This window comes from Citrobacter farmeri, from assembly GCF_019048065.1.
GTDB lineage: Bacteria > Pseudomonadota > Gammaproteobacteria > Enterobacterales > Enterobacteriaceae > Citrobacter_A > Citrobacter_A farmeri.
Genome location: NZ_CP077291.1, coordinates 140,116 through 157,231, shown reverse-complemented (window position 1 = coordinate 157,231; position 17,116 = coordinate 140,116). Strand labels below are relative to the sequence as shown.

The following is a 17,116-nucleotide window of genomic DNA, read 5'->3' as shown; positions in this document are numbered from 1 at the left end:
GAGTGCTGGATGCTCAGACGCAAGCCGATTTATCTCGTCATCACGCTGATGTTTTTTATTCTGCTTGCTTACCTGGGCATTCGCACCCTGGAACATGAAATCTTGTTGCGCCAGTACCAGGCTGAGGTCCTGGCGAAATCGCAAACGGCCAGCGTTGCCACGGGTATCGAAAATATCCTGCAGCAAAAAGCTTCGCGCCTGCATGCGATCGGCGATTTTATCGACCCTGCTGATGTCGCCACCCTCAGCACACTGAAAGAGAACGACAGCGACATTGCCAACGTTTTTATCCTGCGGAAGAATCATCTCCTCTATCCCGATGAGCATCAGCCGTTAAGCAACGAGGATAAAGAGTGGGTACGCCTGCTCAGCCCGCTGGTCAACGATCCCAGCCAACTTGCCAGCCACATGACGCACAGCGAACAGGACACGCCGCAGGCCGGCTGGTTTATTAGTTTTGAGACGCAGGAACCTCTGTTGATTTACTGGCGGCAGAAAGACGAGGCGATCGTCGGCTTTCGCCTCTCCTGGGTACAATTGATGATGGATATGGCGAACGGCATTCAGGTGAATCTGGAAGACCCGCAACAGATTGTCCGGGTGACGGAAAACGGCCGTCAGCTTTATCAGAACGCGCAGGCGGATTTGCGTCGGCTCACCTTACTGGACTCCCGCACGCTGGAGTATCCGCTCACAACATGGCAGGTCAGCGCTTACGGTGTTAACGCGCCGCTCTGGCACATCTGGCTGTGGGGTGGCGCGTTAATCGTCCTGCTTCTGCTCGCCGTCGCACTGCTGGGTTTCTCGTTATGGCGGGAATATACCCGTGCGGCGCGTCAGGCACGCCAACAGGTCGATTTTGTCAGCCAGGTGTCACACGAACTGAAAACACCGCTGACCAACATCACGCTCTATGCCGAACTGCTGCGTGAAGGACTGGATGATGAACAAACGCACGAGCGACGCTATGTGGATGTGATCACCCAGGAAGGTCAGCGGTTATCGCGACTTATCCAGAATATCCTGACCTTTACGCGCGCGCCGAAACTGCATCTTCAGGCGGTCGATATCCCAAGCCTGATGGCAGAAATCACGCAGATCTTTACGCCCGCGTTGCAGGCAAAAGGGATGACGATTCAACTGGCCTGCCCCGAGAAACTGATATTGCATAGCGATCGCGACGTGATCACGCAAATTGTCAGCAATTTTTTGAGCAATGCCGAGAAATATGCTTCGCAGGGTCAGCGCGTCGATCTGACTGTTGAAAGCGTCGCAGGAAACGTGGAGATCGCTGTTCGCGACTATGGCCCTGGTATTGCGGAGAACGAAATGCCCCTGATATTCCGCCCGTTTTATCGGGTCAAATCCGCCATTACCGAAGGCGTTTCGGGCACCGGTATTGGATTAACTATCGCTTGCCAACTGGCACAACGCCTGCACGGTAAGATTCAGGTAACGGCACAAGAGCCCGGCGTCCGTTTTACCCTTACGCTACCTCAGGGATGAGAACATGAAGATACTGATTGCAGAAGATGATGCTCACATCCGCCAGGGTCTGGTGGATGTGCTGTCTCGCGAAGGTTACTCGCTCATTGCCGCACCAGACGGACGCGCGGCGCTGGAGAGTTATCATCGGGACAAACCGGACTTCGTACTGTTAGACATCATGATGCCCGAAATGGATGGCTACACGGTCTGCCGGGAAATTCGCCGTCAAAACGAACACATTCCCATCGTGTTTCTCTCTGCCAAAGACGAGGAAATTGACCGGGTTGTAGGGCTGGAACTGGGAGCGGATGACTACATCAGCAAACCGTTTGGTATTCATGAACTGCGGGCGCGGATAAAAACCATCGCCCGTCGCTGTTTGAACCGTCACGCCACGCAGCCTAACCTCAGCTTTGTATTTGGTGACCTTACGGTGTTCCCGAATGAGCTGTGCGCCTGGCGTGGCGAACAAAAGCTGGAACTGACACTGCGGGAAGTACGGATTTTAAGCTGCCTGGAGCGTCATCAAAATCAGGTGGTTACGCGCGATATGTTGTTCGATGCGGCATGGGGATACGACTATTTGCCCAATAGCCGCACGCTGGATCAGCACATTTCCCGGCTACGCAAAGTCATCGAACGGGATGCCAATCACCCGCAGCTAATCCGAACGGTGCATGGTCTGGGGTATCGATATCAGGTATCGTAACGCACACATTGCGATGTCACAGGTATAACCTGCAGGCCGATTGCGGTTATCATTAATGACATTCACCAGAGCGGGCGCGAAATGCCCGCCAATTCACAGAGCGGATTACACATAGCTAAATCTGCCTAACCAGGAAGTGACTGAATGAGCATTCGTATCATCCCGCAAGATGAGCTGGAAAAGAGCGAGAAACGCGCGACGGATATGATTCCACCGTTATTATTCCCCCGGCTCAAAAATCTGTACAACCGCCGTGCCGAGCGTCTGCGCGAACTGGCTGAGAACAACCCTCTGGGGGATTATCTGCGCTTTGCCGCGCTAATTGCCCACGCGCAGGAAGTGGTGCTGTATGACCATCCATTGCAGATGGATCTGACCGCCCGTATCAAAGAAGCCAACGATCAGGGTAAGCCACCTCTGGATATCCACGTTCTGCCGCGCGATAAGCACTGGCAGAAACTGCTGCACTCACTGATCGCCGAGCTGAAACCCGAGATGAGCGGCCCCGCGTTGGCGGTGATCGAGAATCTGGAAAAAGCCTCCGAACAGGAACTGGAGCAGATGGCCAGCGCCCTGTTTGCCTCTGATTTCACCTCTGTCAGCAGTGATAAGGCTCCGTTTATCTGGGCCGCGCTGTCGCTGTACTGGGCGCAAATGGCCAGCCTGATCCCAGGTAAAGCCCGCGCAGAATACGGCGAACAACGCCAGTATTGCCCGGTGTGCGGCTCAATGCCCGTCTCAAGCATGGTGCAAATTGGCACGACCCAGGGGCTGCGCTATCTGCACTGCAACCTCTGCGAAACTGAGTGGCATGTGGTTCGTGTTAAATGCAGTAACTGCGAGCAAAGTCGCGATCTGCACTACTGGTCACTGGACAATGAGCAGGCGGCGATCAAAGCCGAAAGCTGTGGTGACTGCGGAACTTACCTGAAGATCCTCTATCAGGAAAAAGACCCAAAAGTGGAAGCTGTCGCCGATGACCTCGCCTCGCTGGTACTGGACGCGCGCATGGAACAAGAAGGCTTCGCCCGCAGTTCCATCAACCCGTTCCTGTTCCCGGGTGAAGGGGAGTAAACGCTTTCAACGTATGATGCCGGGCGGTGCTTACCGTCCGGTCTGCAACTGATAAGGTGTGATGACGCCAGGGATCCCCGCAAAATCTCTGGTATTGCGCGTCACAAGCGCAAACCGATGAATCTGCGCAGTAGCCAGAATGATCGCGTCCGGAAGTTTCATCTTATATTCCTGCCTGAGATTCACGCTTCGCTCAGCAATTTCCGGTGAAACACCGATGATATTGAACGCACTCAACGCCACGCGCGTACGATATTCCTGATGATATTTTTTTGCTCCCACCATCACTTCCATCCAGGTGATCAGGCTGATAGCATTCTGCGGCGGAAACGCTTCCAGTGCTCGCTGCGCTTCCTGGTGACCGCTAAATAAATCAATCAGGATATTGGTATCGAACAGCACGGGTTTCTTGTGCATTACCATTCCTCGCGCAACGTCTTCTGATACTCAACGCCATCTTCCTCACAGCCTTGCCAGATCCCTAGCGCATTGGAAATCATGGTTTCAGCCTGGCCTTGCCTTTCAAGGTACTGTTCCACTGCTTCGCGCAGCAACTCCGCACGCGGCAGATTCCGCAGCTGCTTGAGATCGTCAAGGCGTTTGATCGCCTCATCGGATAAGTCGAGTAATATTCTGCCCATGTCCATTCCAGCCATTGTGCTCACATATACCTCCAGTATATCAGTGGCGAATAATTTTCAAACAACATACACCGTCGGCATGCAGGAAAAAAGCGATCTCCGCGGTGACTTTCCCTTTTGCGAGGCGCTTTCCAGAATTTCACCCTGACCAAAATCCCCCATTCTCTTTCCCGAAAAACCAGGGTATAACACTGTATATTCATACAGATTTAAGGGATTAAGAAAATGGCGCTTGAAAACGGTATCGCACAACTGGTCGAAGAATTTATCGCGGCGGGACGACCTTCAGCTCGTCAGCAAAATATTGATGACCGGAGGGCGGGCTATATCGCCAGTACCGTGCTGGCCGGAGAGACTGAAACGCGCGTAGAGGTCAGCGATGTTGAGCTGGAGGGGATGACGTTGCGCATTGTATCGCCGCGCCACGCGTCGGGCTTTCTGCCCTGCGTTGTCTACTACCACGGCGGCTGTTTCGTGAGCGGCGGGTTCGCTACCCACGATAATCAGTTGCGGCAACTGGCGTATACCAGCGGTTGTCGGGTTATTGCCGTACAGTACCGCCTTGCCCCAGAACAAACGTTCCCTGCGGCGCATGATGATGCTGAAAAAGGAGCTAACCTGATCTGGCAATATGCAGAACAACTTGGCATAGAACGCCAGCGCATCACACTTGCCGGGGACAGTGCGGGCGGTCACCTGGCGCTGGTGACCGCATTACGCCTGAAGGCGGCGAAACAATGGCAGCCCGCACAACTGGTGCTGATCTACCCGATGCTCGACGCGACCGCCAGATGTGAGAGCTATACCCGCAACGGTCTGGACTACATCATTACCCGCGATACGCTGCTTACCGGGTATGAGATGTATTTGCCTCATACTGAACGCCAGCATCCCGAGGCCAGCCCACTATGGCGAGATGACCTCAGCGGCTTACCGCCCACGCATATCATCACCGCTGAATTTGATCCGCTGCGCGACGAAGGTGAACTTTTGTATCACCGACTTACCTTACAAGGCGTCGATTGTACCTGCCAACGCTATCTCGGTGTGATTCATGGGTTTTTCCAGCTAGCTGGCGTCAGCCATGCAGCACGTAGCGCAATGCAGGATATTGCCTGGCGGATTGGGATTCAGCACACAAAAACTGGTATCAGATAGAGAGGGGGTAGACCCCCTACTCTTCCTCGTTTCCGCCCTCTTCATAGGGGCCAAACGGCCTGGCGGGCAGGACAATGTAGATACCTTCGAAAATGGCGCCAGGGGTGTCGTCGCCCAGCAGTTCTACCTGCAGTTGAACACGCGCCTTTTTCCCTCGCGCCAGGCGGTCAAGATCGCCGCTCAAAGAGCCAAGATCGGCAACCGCAGCAGGTCTGCCGCTAATAGGTTTGCTATAGCGGATATGGGCATCGGCGAGAATAATCGTTCCCCCCAGATGGCGCTCGCGCAACATCAGCCAGATAAGCCCCCAACCGGTCAGCGTGGCCAGTGAAAACAGGCTCCCGGCAAACAGCGTGTGGTGCGGATTTTGATTGCCCGTCTCTGGCATCGTGGTAATAAATTTCTGCCCGGTGTACTGCTGAATGCGCACACCCATCTTCTCGCTCAGCGGGATGTGTTCATACCACGCCTGCTGTAGTTGTCCGCACCAGTCGCCGCGATGCAAAATGTCATCAAGCGAGGCAACCGGTTTGATCATTAAAAAGTGGCGAACCGGCGTGGTTTGCGGCGTGGTGATTTCTCCCTGATTGACAAACCCCAGTTTGGCGAAGAATTCGACCGCATCTTCCCGTGCGCTACAGGTCACCCGTTTGACCCCTTCCTGGCGCGCGACGGACTCCAGCGTCATCGCCATCAGCGTACCCAACCCCTTCTCCTGCACGGTCGGATCGACGGCCATGAAACGAATAGAAGCCTCATTATCGGCATTGATGTACAAACGCCCGACGGCCACCAGATTGCCCTCTTCATCCACCACCATCTGGTGATGCGCCATCGCGTCCCAGGCATCACGCTCGGACCCCTTCGGCTGATGCAGCGGCTTACGCAGCATCTCCCAGCGAAACTGATAGTAACGCTCTAATTCTTCTTCTGTTTGCGGTACTCGAAGGTGATACATAGCTGTACTCTCTCTTGTTACCCGCGGCCACGCCGGAAGCTGATTCATACCTGTAACCAGAACGTCACGGGGCCATCATTCACCAGCGCAACCTGCATATCCGCAGCGAAGCGTCCGGTCTGCGTGTTCATTTCCTGTTGGCGGCAGCGTTCGACGAAATAGTCGTACAGGGCTTCCGCCCGGTCCGGCGTCGCCCCTTTAGAAAACCCCGGACGCATACCGCGTTCGGTATCCGCCGCCAGCGTAAATTGTGAAACCACCAGCACGCTCCCGCCCGCCTGCTGCACGTTCAGGTTCATCTTGCCTTCGGCATCGCTAAAAATACGGTAGCCGAGCACGCGTTCGCACAGGCGATTCGCTTTCTGCTCGTCGTCATCCTTTTCGACACCCAACAACACTAAAAGTCCTGAGCCAATTTCACCCGTCACTTCGTCCTCCACGGTGACGCTGGCACGGGTTACGCGCTGAATTAATGCAATCATGGTTGGTCTGCTTCTTCTTGTTCTGCGGCTTGTTTGAGTTTGCGGTATTCCCCGAGAGTGACAGTTATTTCCGCGCCAAGCAAGACGATACACCACGTCCAGTACACCCAGACAAACAAAATGGGTACCACCGCCAGCACGCCGTAAATAAGCTGATATGACGGGAACATGGTGATATAAAGCGCGAAACCTTTCTTTCCTGCTTCGAACAGTACGGCGGCGACAAAGGCGCCGACAATCGCATCACGATTCGGTACGCGCGTGGTTGGCACCACGCTGTAGAGGAGCCAGAACGAGAGCCAGGAGAGGATCAGCGGAAAAAGGCGCAGTACATTATCGATTACCGTATTGAGATCGCTGGCCCAGCGCAATGAGAGGAGATACGAACTGATCGCCAGGCTGGCCCCTGCCAGCAATGGTCCCAGCGTCAAAATCATCCAGTACACGGCAAAGGAGTACACTTTTGGCCGCGTGCGCGTACTGCGCCAGATTGTATTCAGTGCGCTATCAATGGCATACATCAACAACAGTGCAGTAACGATTAACCCGCAAGCCCCTACCGCCGTCATTTTATTGGAGTTGGCAACGAACTGCTCAATGTAACGTTGGATCACATCGCCGGTTGCCGGGATGAAGTTAGCAAAGATAAAGTGACGCAGTTGGACACTGACATCGGAAAACATCGGAAAAGCGGCGAAAAGCGCAAACACAACGGCGATCAGCGGCACTAATGAAAGCAACGAGACATAGGCAAGATTCCCTGCCAGCGTCGTCATGTTGTCCTCATCAATGCGCTTGTAGAGGAGTTTCAGCCAGGCCCAAAGCGGTCGGGTATGATGCCTGGCTTTTTGATGTACCGTTTTTAGCATAACAGCTTCGCGAAATAGTCAGGAATGACGGTTTTATCGGTTACCAGAATGCTGGTTATCCCCAACTGGTTGGCTCCTTCTATATTATCGACGTTGTCGTCAAAAAAGACGGTGTCGCTCGCTGAAAAACCCTCTTGCTGTAGGACATGCTGATAAATCCGCACCTCCGGCTTTCGCATCCCCAGATCCTGCGACAGATAAATATGGTCCGCCGCCCGGTGAATCTCCGGATATTCATCTGGCCAAAACGTTGTATGCAGCCGGTTGGTATTTGACAGGACAACCACACGATGGCCCTGCTCGCGCAATTTCTGCATGATGTCGATAACCTCAGGTCGCAGCGCGACAAAAACGGCCTGCCAGCCGTGAGAAAACTGTTCGTAGCTCAGCGGCAAATCCATCTCATGGCATATGGCCTCGGCAAACGCTTCGTCGGTGATTTCTCCCCGTTCGTGCTGGTGAAAGGCCTCACCCATCGTAAAACTTTGCTTTAACGACGCCAGCGGCACACGGCTCAGATCGCTCCAGGTACCTAATACGCGGTTGAAGTCGATATCGACAATCACATTACCTAAATCAAAGATATAGAGCATGTCCCTCTCCTTACTTGCCGTGGATGAATAACTGTAGCGGGAAAGGGGCGTTTTGACTATGTGCTCGTCAGGGAAAGATGACGGAAAAAAAGGCGATGCCCTTACAGCATCGCCTTGTTCTGGTGTGATATTTATCGGTTTCTTAGAAGCTGTATTTCACCCCGAGCATCGCGGAAGTATCGCTATAGCTGTTGTCACCTACCTGCTGCGCAACGTTACCCCACACTTGCAGACGAGGATTGATTTGCCCCTCGATGCCCACTTTCAGCTCACCAATGTTACGCGTCCCGCTGATTTCATCCTTAATGGAGCCCATCTGTACGGTCTGGTTATTGGTGTTGTGGATCCAGTTCGCTTCAATAAACGGTTGGAAATCACGACCTTTATCGGCATCTTTCTCCGCATGACCTTTCAGGTAAGCACGGACACCAAGGCGCGTCATCAGGTTACCGTCAGTCTTGTCTTTCACCTGAGTCCCGTTGTGTTCGCGGTGTGAATCGGCCTGCACGTCCATCCAGATAACCTGCGCTTTCGGTTGGATCCAGTAGGTTTTATTTTCACTTTCCCCTACCAGGAAGCTATAACCCCCTTCAACAGACGCCGTGATACCGTCGGATTTGTAGTTTTCGCTGGCCAGATGATCGCCGCGCACGGTGTTATCAAACCAGTTATACAGCACCCAACTGTCCAGATACGTCCCGGTCTTATCCGCTTCGTTTGCATACCAGGTGGCGTACAGACCCACGCTGTAACCGTCTACCTGTCCACGGGACGCATAGCCCGTGTAGCTGTTATGGGTTTTACTTTTCTGGTTGGCATAACCCGCCATGGCGCCCAGATGCCAGCGATCAAGGCCGTCGCTACTCCACTGCGCCAGGTCGCCGCCTAACTGCAGAACATAACGGTTAGCGGTGGTTTTCAGCTGTCCGCTGCCGTCGGTGAAGCGATTATGGCCACCGACATTACGCATCCACATGGTGGTGACTTTTTCTTCGCCGGTCAGCATGTCGGTGTACTGCGTCTCACCCAGACGGTCGTGCAGACGGGTGATAAACAGGGTATTGGCCGCATAGTTGTTCGCCAGGTAGCTCCCAAACTCAGGGCGATACTGATGCTCTGTGGATGGCGGCGCTGGCGGTCCTGGGGGATCCTCTGGATCTGGCTGCGCGGGATCCGGATCGGGCTCAGGTTCTGGATCGACAGGTGGTGGATCAACGGGCGGCGGGTCCACCGGTGACAGTTCGCTGGTCAGGTACCAGTCACTGGCTTTTTTCACCACGTCATAGTCATACGCGCCGGCAACGATACGCCCTGATTTCGTAAAGGTACCGTCAGAGTTCCCGGCAACCTCGACGATTTTAATCCCATCGACGGTCAGTTCACCAACACCACCAATATTGTTGATACCCACTTTGGTGTTGCCGGAGGTATCGCCATTCACTTTCAGCATGTCAGTTAATGAACCGTCACCTTCCAGTACGGTGTTCAGCACTAACAACGCGTTGGTCCCGATGTAGTTTCCTATCACAGTCAATGTTTTGAACGTTCCCGCATCGTCACGAGACACGCCGTCAGGGCTGTAGCGCAGCGTGGCTTGATCCAGCGTCAGGTTAGAAACGACGGAGTTTCCGGTCATCTTCCATTCGCTGCTGGCACCCTTCATACTCAAATCCAGCGAGCCGTGGTAGTTCGCGTTACTATTCTCTTGTGAAGAATCAGCTTTGCCTACAAAGCGGCTTCCATCCTCCATATGCAGATCCATGGTGCCGCCATAATAAGCACGTAAATTGCCTTCAATGTCGTACACACCTGAGTCAGCCGTATCGGTAGCGTAATCCCATGAACGAATGATGGCCTGCGAACCATACGCGTAAATGGCAAAAGCACCACTGTCAGTCACCTGAATTTTCGTGTCGCCACCCAGGTTCACCGTTGCGGACTCAGTAGATGAAGACGCATAAACGCCGTGCGCAGTGACACCAGAGGTTTTTAAATCAACGTTATTCAGGTTTATGGTTCCTTTACGTCCCACATACACGGCATGTGCACTTCGACCTGACGTCGTGACTGACGTCGTGCCATTGAGCGTAATATCCGCATTTCCTCTTGCAGTTCCTGTGTATTGCGCAGGATCTCTACCTGCATAAATACCATAACCTGTATTCGCAGCTCCGGGACCGCGAGTAACAATATCCGTATTCCCATGAATGATTATGGATGACTGGGCATTGTCTTTATTCGCCGATGCGTTAGCACGTAACCCCATTCCATTTTCAGCATCAACAGTCACATCACCATTGACTTCAACGATTGAATAATCCGCCTGGAGTTCACGACCGATGTTTATACCATCAGCGCTACTCCCTGTTGCTGTGATGTAAATATTATCGGCAACCAGCTTACCACCTGCGTTTTTAGAATGGATGCCATCTGCTGCAGTGCCTGTTGTATTGATAACCAGGTTTTTGAACTTATAACCAATATTATCAATATAGACGCCCCAGCCTGTTAGCCCGGCGGTAGTCCCTTCTGAAGTCGTATCGATACGCACTTCATCAAATCCAGTGTAATCCCGGCCATCGCCACCAAGTGGATTGCCGTAGTGATAGATCGTGGTGTTATCGCAAAAGAGCTGTGCTGTGGTGGTGTAACTGCATGCCGCAGCGACTTGCCCGCTGACACCGCCAAGCGCTAACGCACTGGCGATACAGAGTGCCAATTTCCCTGGTGAGGGTGGCTTGCATTTCATTTTTTGTGTTTTCATAGGAATACCTTTTCCGTACCACTCTTTTTTCGGATAAGAGCATAAAAGACGCGGCAAAAAATAATTTAATTAAAAGGCGAAACGGGTCCGTTCATCTTTAAAACCTTAAAGATTCACTTACCTTAAAATTAATATTATTTTCCTTTGCGCGATTAATACAGTTATTCAAATATTATGTCAACGGGGGCTTCAACTGACGAAAAAGGCAAATTAACAGAGGGTCATCAACTTATTCGCACTATTCCTGGATATTTTTTACAAAGAATAATTGAACAGGTATCAAAGGCAAAAAAGCTTTATAAATCAAAAAGCATTAAAGGCTCGTTTTGATAAATTTCGCAGGCTTTAGGAATTTTACACATAATGCCAGGATGTTTAGCTATTTCTATTTTTTGTGATAAGAACCGCCTGAAACGGCGGTTTATTTAAAAAGAGTTTGTTACGCAGAAACCACATCATCCTGGTCTGGACTCACCTGGACAATCTCCACCTGATTAGACTGGAGAAGCGTGTGGAGAGCCGGACCGGGAAGTTCATCGGTAAACAATGCGGTAACAGAAGAGATATTGCCAATCTCAACTGCCGCTGAGGCGTGGTATTTCGTATGGTCGGCAGCAAGCAGAATATGCCTTGAATGGGCCATCATGGTCTTCACCACGCTGGCTTCATTGACGTCAAATTCTAACATTGCCCCATCGCTTTCAATCGCCCCCACGCTGGTGACGAGATAGTCCGCACGGAAATCGCCGACAAACGCGGTCGCAGAAGGGCCGATAATACCGCTGTTATGTGGCCGCAGCGTTCCACCGGGTACCATCACTTCGAAACGGGGATTGTTATAGAGAATATGCGCAACCCGTAAGCTGTTGGTGATAATGCGCAGATGATTGTGGTTCAACAATGCCCGTGCCACCTGCTCCACGGTGGTGCCAATGGTGATGAACACCGTTGAACCATCGGGAATATAGTCAGCCACCGCTTCCGCGATGGCTTTCTTCTCTTGCGTCCACGAGACTTCACGTTGCTCAAAGGCAGTATTAACGACGCTGGACGCGCGGCCTGCCCCACCGTGATGACGGGTGATCAATCCCTGTTCGCTTAATTTACGAATATCGCGACGCACCGTTTGGGTGGAGACATCCAGTAAATCCGCCAGTTCATCAATGTTCATATACCCACGCTCGCCTATGAGCGACAGCAGCTGATCGTGCCGTGGGTTACCGGTCAGTTCGGTAAAACTCATGAAAATTCCTCGAAAAACCATTGCCCTGCATTTTATACAAAAAGTGACAGAAAAGATCGGGTTTGATCACAGTCAGGGATACCTGCGCGCCCACCGGGTCGGGTGCATTTTAGCGCCGCAACGCCGCTGGCAAACCTGACAGCCTCTTTTAGTTCGTTTCCAGACGCAAGGCTAAATGCCAGCGCACCGTGGAAAACATCGCCTGCCCCGGTCGTATCCACGACATCCACCGCAAAACCAGCCTGGTGTTGCAGCATGCCATTTTCTATCCAGTAGCACCCTTCGCGACCCTGCGTGACGTAGACATGACCATTTGTGAGCGTTTGCGACTGTTTCAACGCACTGGCGGTCTCACTGATGCCGGTCAGACGCGCCAAACCCGGTGCCGAAAACGCAGCATGATCGCTTAAAGCCACCAGCTCGCTGATGTCCTGCGGCGTCACATCGCCATCCAGCAGCGTTTTCACGCCTGCCTGACGCGCCAGCGTAAACGCCTGCTTTGCCCCTTCATGCCAGCGAACGTCCGCCAGCACCACATCCCACTGAGAAAAGTCGATGTCGTTAAGCCAATCTGCCTCCGCCAGCAGATCGGGGCTCGGAAAATTGACGATAATTCGTTCCCCGTGAGCGTCGACCGTAATGGCCGACTGTGACGACTTCGCGCCGGCATAGCGCCGGGTGTAGCGGGTATTAACCCCCAGGGATTCCAGCTCCGACAGCAGACGGTTTCCGGTGTCGTCATCGCCCACGCGGCCAATAAAGTCTACCTGCGCACCTAACTTCGCCGCCGCCACTGCGGCAGTCGCAGCAGGCCCCCCGCCAACCTCGGTATAGCGATGCGCCACATATTTACCCCCTTCTGTCGGTAACGTTTCTACGTAATAGATGCGATCCAGCACGGTAATACCTATACAAGCGATACGAATCATGGTCGTTCCTTAAGCATGTTGGGATGAGGGTATTTTAATTTCACTAAATGTTTAAAAAGTGACGGCTGTCAATTTTTTGACCATAAATTACAAATACGATCAAAAACAGACAAGAAACATCATTCATAAATGACAAAAAATGACATCAGCATCTCAGGAGAACGATATGGCAGTAATCGCATTTATCGGATTAGGGCAGATGGGCGCCCCAATGGCGAGCAATTTACTCAAGCAGGGTCACCAACTCAGCGTTTTTGACGTTAACGCCGATGCCGTACAGCGCCTGGTCGAAAAAGGGGCGCAACCGGCTCGCTCTCCGGCACAGGCTGCAGAAGGCGCTGAGTTTGTCATCACGATGCTGCCCAACGGCGATCTGGTACGCCGCGTGTTGTTGGGTGAAGAGGGTGTTTGCGAAAGCCTTTCCCCACAGGCGCTGGTGATCGATATGTCAACCATCCATCCCTTGCAGACCGACAAATTGATTGCCGAACTGCATGCCAAAGGCTTCGCCATGATGGATGTACCGGTCGGACGGACCTCCGATCACGCCGTTGCTGGCACATTGCTATTGCTGGCAGGCGGCACGCCGGACCAGGTCGAGCGCGCCACGCCGGTGCTGATGGCGATGGGGAATGAGTTGATTAACGCCGGCGGTCCGGGAATGGGGATCCGCGTGAAGTTGATTAACAACTACATGAGCATCGCGCTAAATGCCCTGTCAGCCGAAGCCGCCGTGCTGTGTGAAGCGCTGGGCCTCTCCTTCGATGTAGCGCTACAGGTCATGAGCGGGACGCCTGCCGGAAAAGGCCACTTCACCACCTCGTGGCCGAACAAAGTGCTGAAGGGCGATCTTTCCCCGGCCTTCATGATCGACCTGGCCCATAAAGATCTTGGTATCGCGCTGGATGTCGCCAATCAACTGCACGTTCCTGTGCCGCTCGGCGCGGCGTCCAGGGAAGTTTATAACCAGGCGCGAGCCGCTGGCCGTGGGCGGGAAGACTGGACCGCCATTCTCGAACAGGTTCGCACGACTGCCGGACTGAAAAACCACCATTGACAGGTAAAAGGACTGAAGAATGACCACGTACACCCTGAAAGATATCACCCGACCTTCCGGCGGTTTCGCCATGCTGGCCGTTGACCAGCGTGAAGCGATGCGCCTGATGTTTGCCGCAGCAGGCGCGCCAACGCCGGTCACCGATCAACATCTCACGGATTTCAAAGTCAATGCTGCAAAAATTCTCTCGCCGTATGCCTCCGCGATCCTGCTGGACCAACAGTTCTGTTACCGCCAGGCAGTGGAGCAAAAAGCCGTCGCCAAAAGCTGCGGCATGATTGTCGCCGCCGACGCCTTCATCCCGGGCAACGGCATTCCCGTCGACAGCGTGGTGATTGATAAAAGCATCAATCCGCAGGCCGTCAAGCAGGATGGTGCGAAAGCCTTAAAGCTGCTGGTGCTCTGGCGCAGTGATGAAGACGCGCAGCAACGTCTTGAAATGGTGAAAGAGTTTAATGCGTTGTGCCATGCCAATGGCCTGTTGAGCATCATCGAACCGGTAGTCCGTCCGCCCCGTCGCGGAGATAACTTCGATCGCGAACAGGCGATTATCGATGCCGCTAAAGAATTGGGCGACAGCGGTGCCGATCTCTACAAGGTTGAAATGCCGCTGCACGGTAAAGGCACACAGCAAGCCCTGCTCAGCGCCTCTCAGCACCTGAACGAACACATCAACATGCCGTGGGTCATTCTCTCTTCCGGCGTTGACGAAAAGCTGTTTCCACGTGCGGTCAGCGTCGCGATGAGCGCAGGCGCTTCCGGCTTCCTGGCCGGTCGTGCGGTGTGGTCGTCGGTGATTGGTTTGCCGGACAGCGAGCTGATGCTGCGAGATGTTTCTGCACCTAAATTGCAACGCTTAGGTGAAATTGTCGATGAAATGATGGCCCGCCGCCGTTAATACGATACGAGGAGCAAAGCATGAAATGGTTTAACACCATGAGCCACAACCGCTGGCTGGAACAAGAAACTGACCGCATCTTCAATTTTGGTAAGAATGCGGCGGTACCCACCGGATTCGGCTGGCTGGGTAACAAGGGACAAATCAAAGAAGAGATGGGCACGCATCTGTGGATCACCGCACGCATGCTGCACGTCTATTCCGTTGCCGCCGCGATGGGCAGACCGGGCGCCTACGCCCTGGTCGATCACGGCATCAACGCCATGAACGGCGCGCTGCGGGACAAAAAATACGGTGGCTGGTACGCCTGTGTGAATGACGAAGGCGTTGTGGATGCGTCCAAGCAGGGATACCAACACTTTTTTGCGCTACTGGGCGCTGCCAGCGCGGTCACCACCGGACACCCTGAGGCCAGGAAACTGCTCGATTACGCCATTGAAGTTATTGAGAAATACTTCTGGAGCGAAGAAGAGCAAATGTGTCTGGAATCCTGGGATGAAGCGTTCAGCAAAACCGAAGACTATCGCGGCGGTAATGCCAATATGCACGCCGTCGAAGCCTTCCTGATTGTTTACGACGTCACCCATGACAAAAAATGGTTGGATCGCGCTATCCGCATTGCCTCGGTCATCATTCACGATGTCGCCCGCAAAGGGGAATACCGCGTCAATGAGCATTTCGACGTGAACTGGAACCCGGTCCGCGATTACAACAAAGACAACCCTGCCCACCGTTTCCGTGCCTATGGCGGCACCCCAGGCCACTGGATTGAATGGGGCCGCCTGATGCTGCATATCCACGCCGCGCTAGAAGCACGATGCGAACAGCCTCCTGCCTGGTTGCTGGAAGACGCGAAAGGTCTCTTCCACGCCACCATTCGCGATGCCTGGGCACCCGATGGAGCTGACGGCATCGTGTACACCGTTGGCTGGGATGGCAAACCCATTGTTCGTGAACGTGTGCGCTGGCCCATTGTGGAAGCGATGGGCACTGCCTATGCGCTGTATACGGTAACGGGCGATCGCCAGTACGAAACCTGGTATCAGACATGGTGGGACTACTGCATTAAATACCTGATGGATTACGACAATGGCTCCTGGTGGCAGGAACTGGATGCGGACAACAAGGTCACCACACGGGTGTGGGATGGTAAGCAGGATATTTATCACCTGTTGCACTGTCTGGTCATTCCGCGCATCCCGTTAGCGCCAGGCCTGGCACCTGCCGTTGCGGCGGGCCTGTTGGATATTAATGCGAAATAAATCCACCTGAGAAATACGGCATAGCAACATGCGAACGTTGCCTGTGCCGTTGTTCACGAAGGGGTTCTCATAGACAGGTGATATATATGCAAAGTAGTGGGAATACGATTTTACTCGCTGCGGGTGATTACCGGGCGCAGATTGTTTCTGTCGGTGCAGGTCTTGCCGAACTGACCTGGCAGGGCAAACATCTGGTCATACCGCATAACCCAGAAGAGATGCCGCTGGCTCATCTGGGCAAGGTGTTAATCCCCTGGCCTAATCGTATTGCCAACGGTTGCTATCAGTATGAGGGGCAGGACTACCAGTTACCGATCAATGAGCACAGTTCTCAGGCCGCCATTCACGGCCTGCTCGCCTGGCGCGATTGGCAGATTGAGGCGTTGACGGCGACAAGGGCCACTCTGACGCTGTTTTTACCGCCCAGCTATGGTTACCCCTTCACGTTGATGTCTCAGGTTATCTACTCACTGGATGCTGAGACGGGGCTTTCGGTCACCATCGTCAGTAAAAACAGGGGTAAACAACCTGCACCCTACGGCGTCGGGATCCACCCCTATTTAACCTGCAACTTAGCGCCTGTTGATGACTGTATGCTGCACCTTCCGGCGAAGCAGGTTTTTGCCGTCGATACCCAGGCGAACCCCACGACGTTATATCCCGTTGAAGAAATGGATTTGGACTATTCCATCCTGCGTACCGTCGGTGATAAAAAAATCGATCATACCTTCAGAACTCACGGTAGTCCGTGGGAAATGCAGATGATTCATCAACAACAGGCACTGTCTGTCAGTCTATTTTCCGATCAGCCGTGGTTACAGGTTTACAGTGGTGAAAAATTAAACCGTCAGGGATTAGCGGTCGAACCGATGAGTTGCCCGCCAAATGCGTTTAACTCTGGAACAGATTTAATATTACTCAAACCAGAAGAACAACATCAGTTATTTTTTAATATTCGAGGAAAAACAGCAGGGTAATAACGCATTTAATG

The 17,116-nt window shown here is 53.3% G+C and carries 17 protein-coding genes; 8 read left to right on the top strand and 9 right to left on the bottom strand.

Annotated features, from left to right (window positions below):
- Nucleotides 1-9: 9 nt before the first annotated feature.
- From I6L53_RS00750 to fdhE, 3 genes are all read left to right on the top strand, one after another.
- On the top strand, nt 10-1,506 hold the full coding sequence (locus tag I6L53_RS00750) for a sensor histidine kinase (RefSeq protein ID WP_042325467.1): 1,497 nt from the start codon (nt 10-12) through the stop codon (nt 1,504-1,506).
- Between the two features lie 4 nt (nt 1,507-1,510).
- Nucleotides 1,511-2,197 carry a response regulator transcription factor gene (locus tag I6L53_RS00745; RefSeq protein ID WP_042325465.1) on the top strand — a complete coding sequence of 229 codons (687 nt, stop codon included), beginning with the start codon at nt 1,511-1,513 and terminating at the stop codon, nt 2,195-2,197.
- A 144-nt stretch (nt 2,198-2,341) separates the two neighbouring features.
- Nucleotides 2,342-3,271: a formate dehydrogenase accessory protein FdhE gene (gene fdhE / locus I6L53_RS00740; RefSeq protein WP_042325463.1), complete on the top strand. Its 930-nt coding sequence runs from the start codon at nt 2,342-2,344 to the stop codon at nt 3,269-3,271.
- Between the two features lie 30 nt (nt 3,272-3,301).
- Here the strand turns inward: fdhE and I6L53_RS00735 are convergent, their stop codons facing one another.
- Together I6L53_RS00735 and I6L53_RS00730 are read right to left on the bottom strand one after the other, a co-directional pair.
- The gene (locus I6L53_RS00735; RefSeq protein WP_042325461.1) at nt 3,302-3,688 is read right to left on the bottom strand and encodes a type II toxin-antitoxin system VapC family toxin; all 387 of its coding nucleotides are present in this window, start codon (nt 3,686-3,688) and stop codon (nt 3,302-3,304) included.
- Nucleotides 3,688-3,927 carry a ribbon-helix-helix domain-containing protein gene (locus I6L53_RS00730; protein WP_225935005.1) on the bottom strand — a complete coding sequence of 80 codons (240 nt, stop codon included), beginning with the start codon at nt 3,925-3,927 and terminating at the stop codon, nt 3,688-3,690. The genes I6L53_RS00735 and I6L53_RS00730 overlap by 1 nt, the downstream gene beginning before the upstream one ends.
- Nucleotides 3,928-4,137: 210 nt before the next feature.
- Here I6L53_RS00730 and I6L53_RS00725 point away from each other — a divergent pair, with 210 nt between their 5' ends.
- Nucleotides 4,138-5,070, top strand: a complete 933-nt coding sequence (locus I6L53_RS00725; protein ID WP_042325458.1) for an alpha/beta hydrolase — start codon at nt 4,138-4,140, stop codon at nt 5,068-5,070.
- 16 nt (nt 5,071-5,086) lie between these two features.
- Here I6L53_RS00725 and fabY read toward each other — a convergent pair whose 3' ends face one another.
- From fabY to I6L53_RS00690, 7 genes are all read right to left on the bottom strand, one after another.
- On the bottom strand, nt 5,087-6,028 hold the full coding sequence (gene fabY, locus I6L53_RS00720) for a fatty acid biosynthesis protein FabY (protein ID WP_042325456.1): 942 nt from the start codon (nt 6,026-6,028) through the stop codon (nt 5,087-5,089).
- 44 nt (nt 6,029-6,072) lie between these two features.
- Entirely contained in the window at nt 6,073-6,510 is a 438-nt protein-coding gene (gene dtd / locus I6L53_RS00715) for a D-aminoacyl-tRNA deacylase (protein ID WP_042325454.1), read from the bottom strand.
- A complete protein-coding gene (locus I6L53_RS00710) occupies nt 6,507-7,379 on the bottom strand; it encodes a virulence factor BrkB family protein (protein ID WP_042325452.1) in 873 nt (290 codons plus the stop codon). The genes dtd and I6L53_RS00710 overlap by 4 nt, the downstream gene beginning before the upstream one ends.
- Nucleotides 7,373-7,972 carry a glucose-1-phosphatase gene (yihX, locus tag I6L53_RS00705; RefSeq protein WP_042325450.1) on the bottom strand — a complete coding sequence of 200 codons (600 nt, stop codon included), beginning with the start codon at nt 7,970-7,972 and terminating at the stop codon, nt 7,373-7,375. The genes I6L53_RS00710 and yihX overlap by 7 nt, the downstream gene beginning before the upstream one ends.
- Nucleotides 7,973-8,114: 142 nt before the next feature.
- Nucleotides 8,115-10,736, bottom strand: coding sequence for an autotransporter outer membrane beta-barrel domain-containing protein (locus I6L53_RS00700; protein WP_084196677.1), 2,622 nt, complete (start codon nt 10,734-10,736; stop codon nt 8,115-8,117).
- A gap of 439 nt (nt 10,737-11,175) precedes the next feature.
- Complete coding sequence (locus tag I6L53_RS00695; protein WP_042325448.1) at nt 11,176-11,979, bottom strand: DeoR/GlpR family DNA-binding transcription regulator; 804 nt, start codon at nt 11,977-11,979, stop codon at nt 11,176-11,178.
- Nucleotides 11,980-12,011: 32 nt separating this feature from the next.
- Complete coding sequence (locus I6L53_RS00690; protein WP_042325446.1) at nt 12,012-12,908, bottom strand: sugar kinase; 897 nt, start codon at nt 12,906-12,908, stop codon at nt 12,012-12,014.
- Nucleotides 12,909-13,074: 166 nt separating this feature from the next.
- Here I6L53_RS00690 and yihU point away from each other — a divergent pair, with 166 nt between their 5' ends.
- The 4 genes from yihU to I6L53_RS00670 all read left to right on the top strand — a co-directional run bounded on the left by yihU (nt 13,075) and on the right by I6L53_RS00670 (nt 17,102).
- Nucleotides 13,075-13,965, top strand: a complete 891-nt coding sequence (yihU, locus tag I6L53_RS00685) for a sulfolactaldehyde 3-reductase (RefSeq protein ID WP_042325445.1) — start codon at nt 13,075-13,077, stop codon at nt 13,963-13,965.
- A gap of 19 nt (nt 13,966-13,984) precedes the next feature.
- Nucleotides 13,985-14,863 (top strand): sulfofructosephosphate aldolase, encoded by an 879-nt coding sequence (yihT, locus tag I6L53_RS00680; RefSeq protein WP_042325443.1) that lies wholly within the window; start codon nt 13,985-13,987, stop codon nt 14,861-14,863.
- Nucleotides 14,864-14,883: 20 nt separating this feature from the next.
- Nucleotides 14,884-16,125, top strand: a complete 1,242-nt coding sequence (gene yihS, locus I6L53_RS00675; protein WP_042325441.1) for a sulfoquinovose isomerase — start codon at nt 14,884-14,886, stop codon at nt 16,123-16,125.
- 86 nt (nt 16,126-16,211) lie between these two features.
- Nucleotides 16,212-17,102, top strand: coding sequence for an aldose-1-epimerase (locus I6L53_RS00670; protein WP_042325439.1), 891 nt, complete (start codon nt 16,212-16,214; stop codon nt 17,100-17,102).
- The last annotated feature ends 14 nt before the right edge of the window (nt 17,103-17,116 follow it).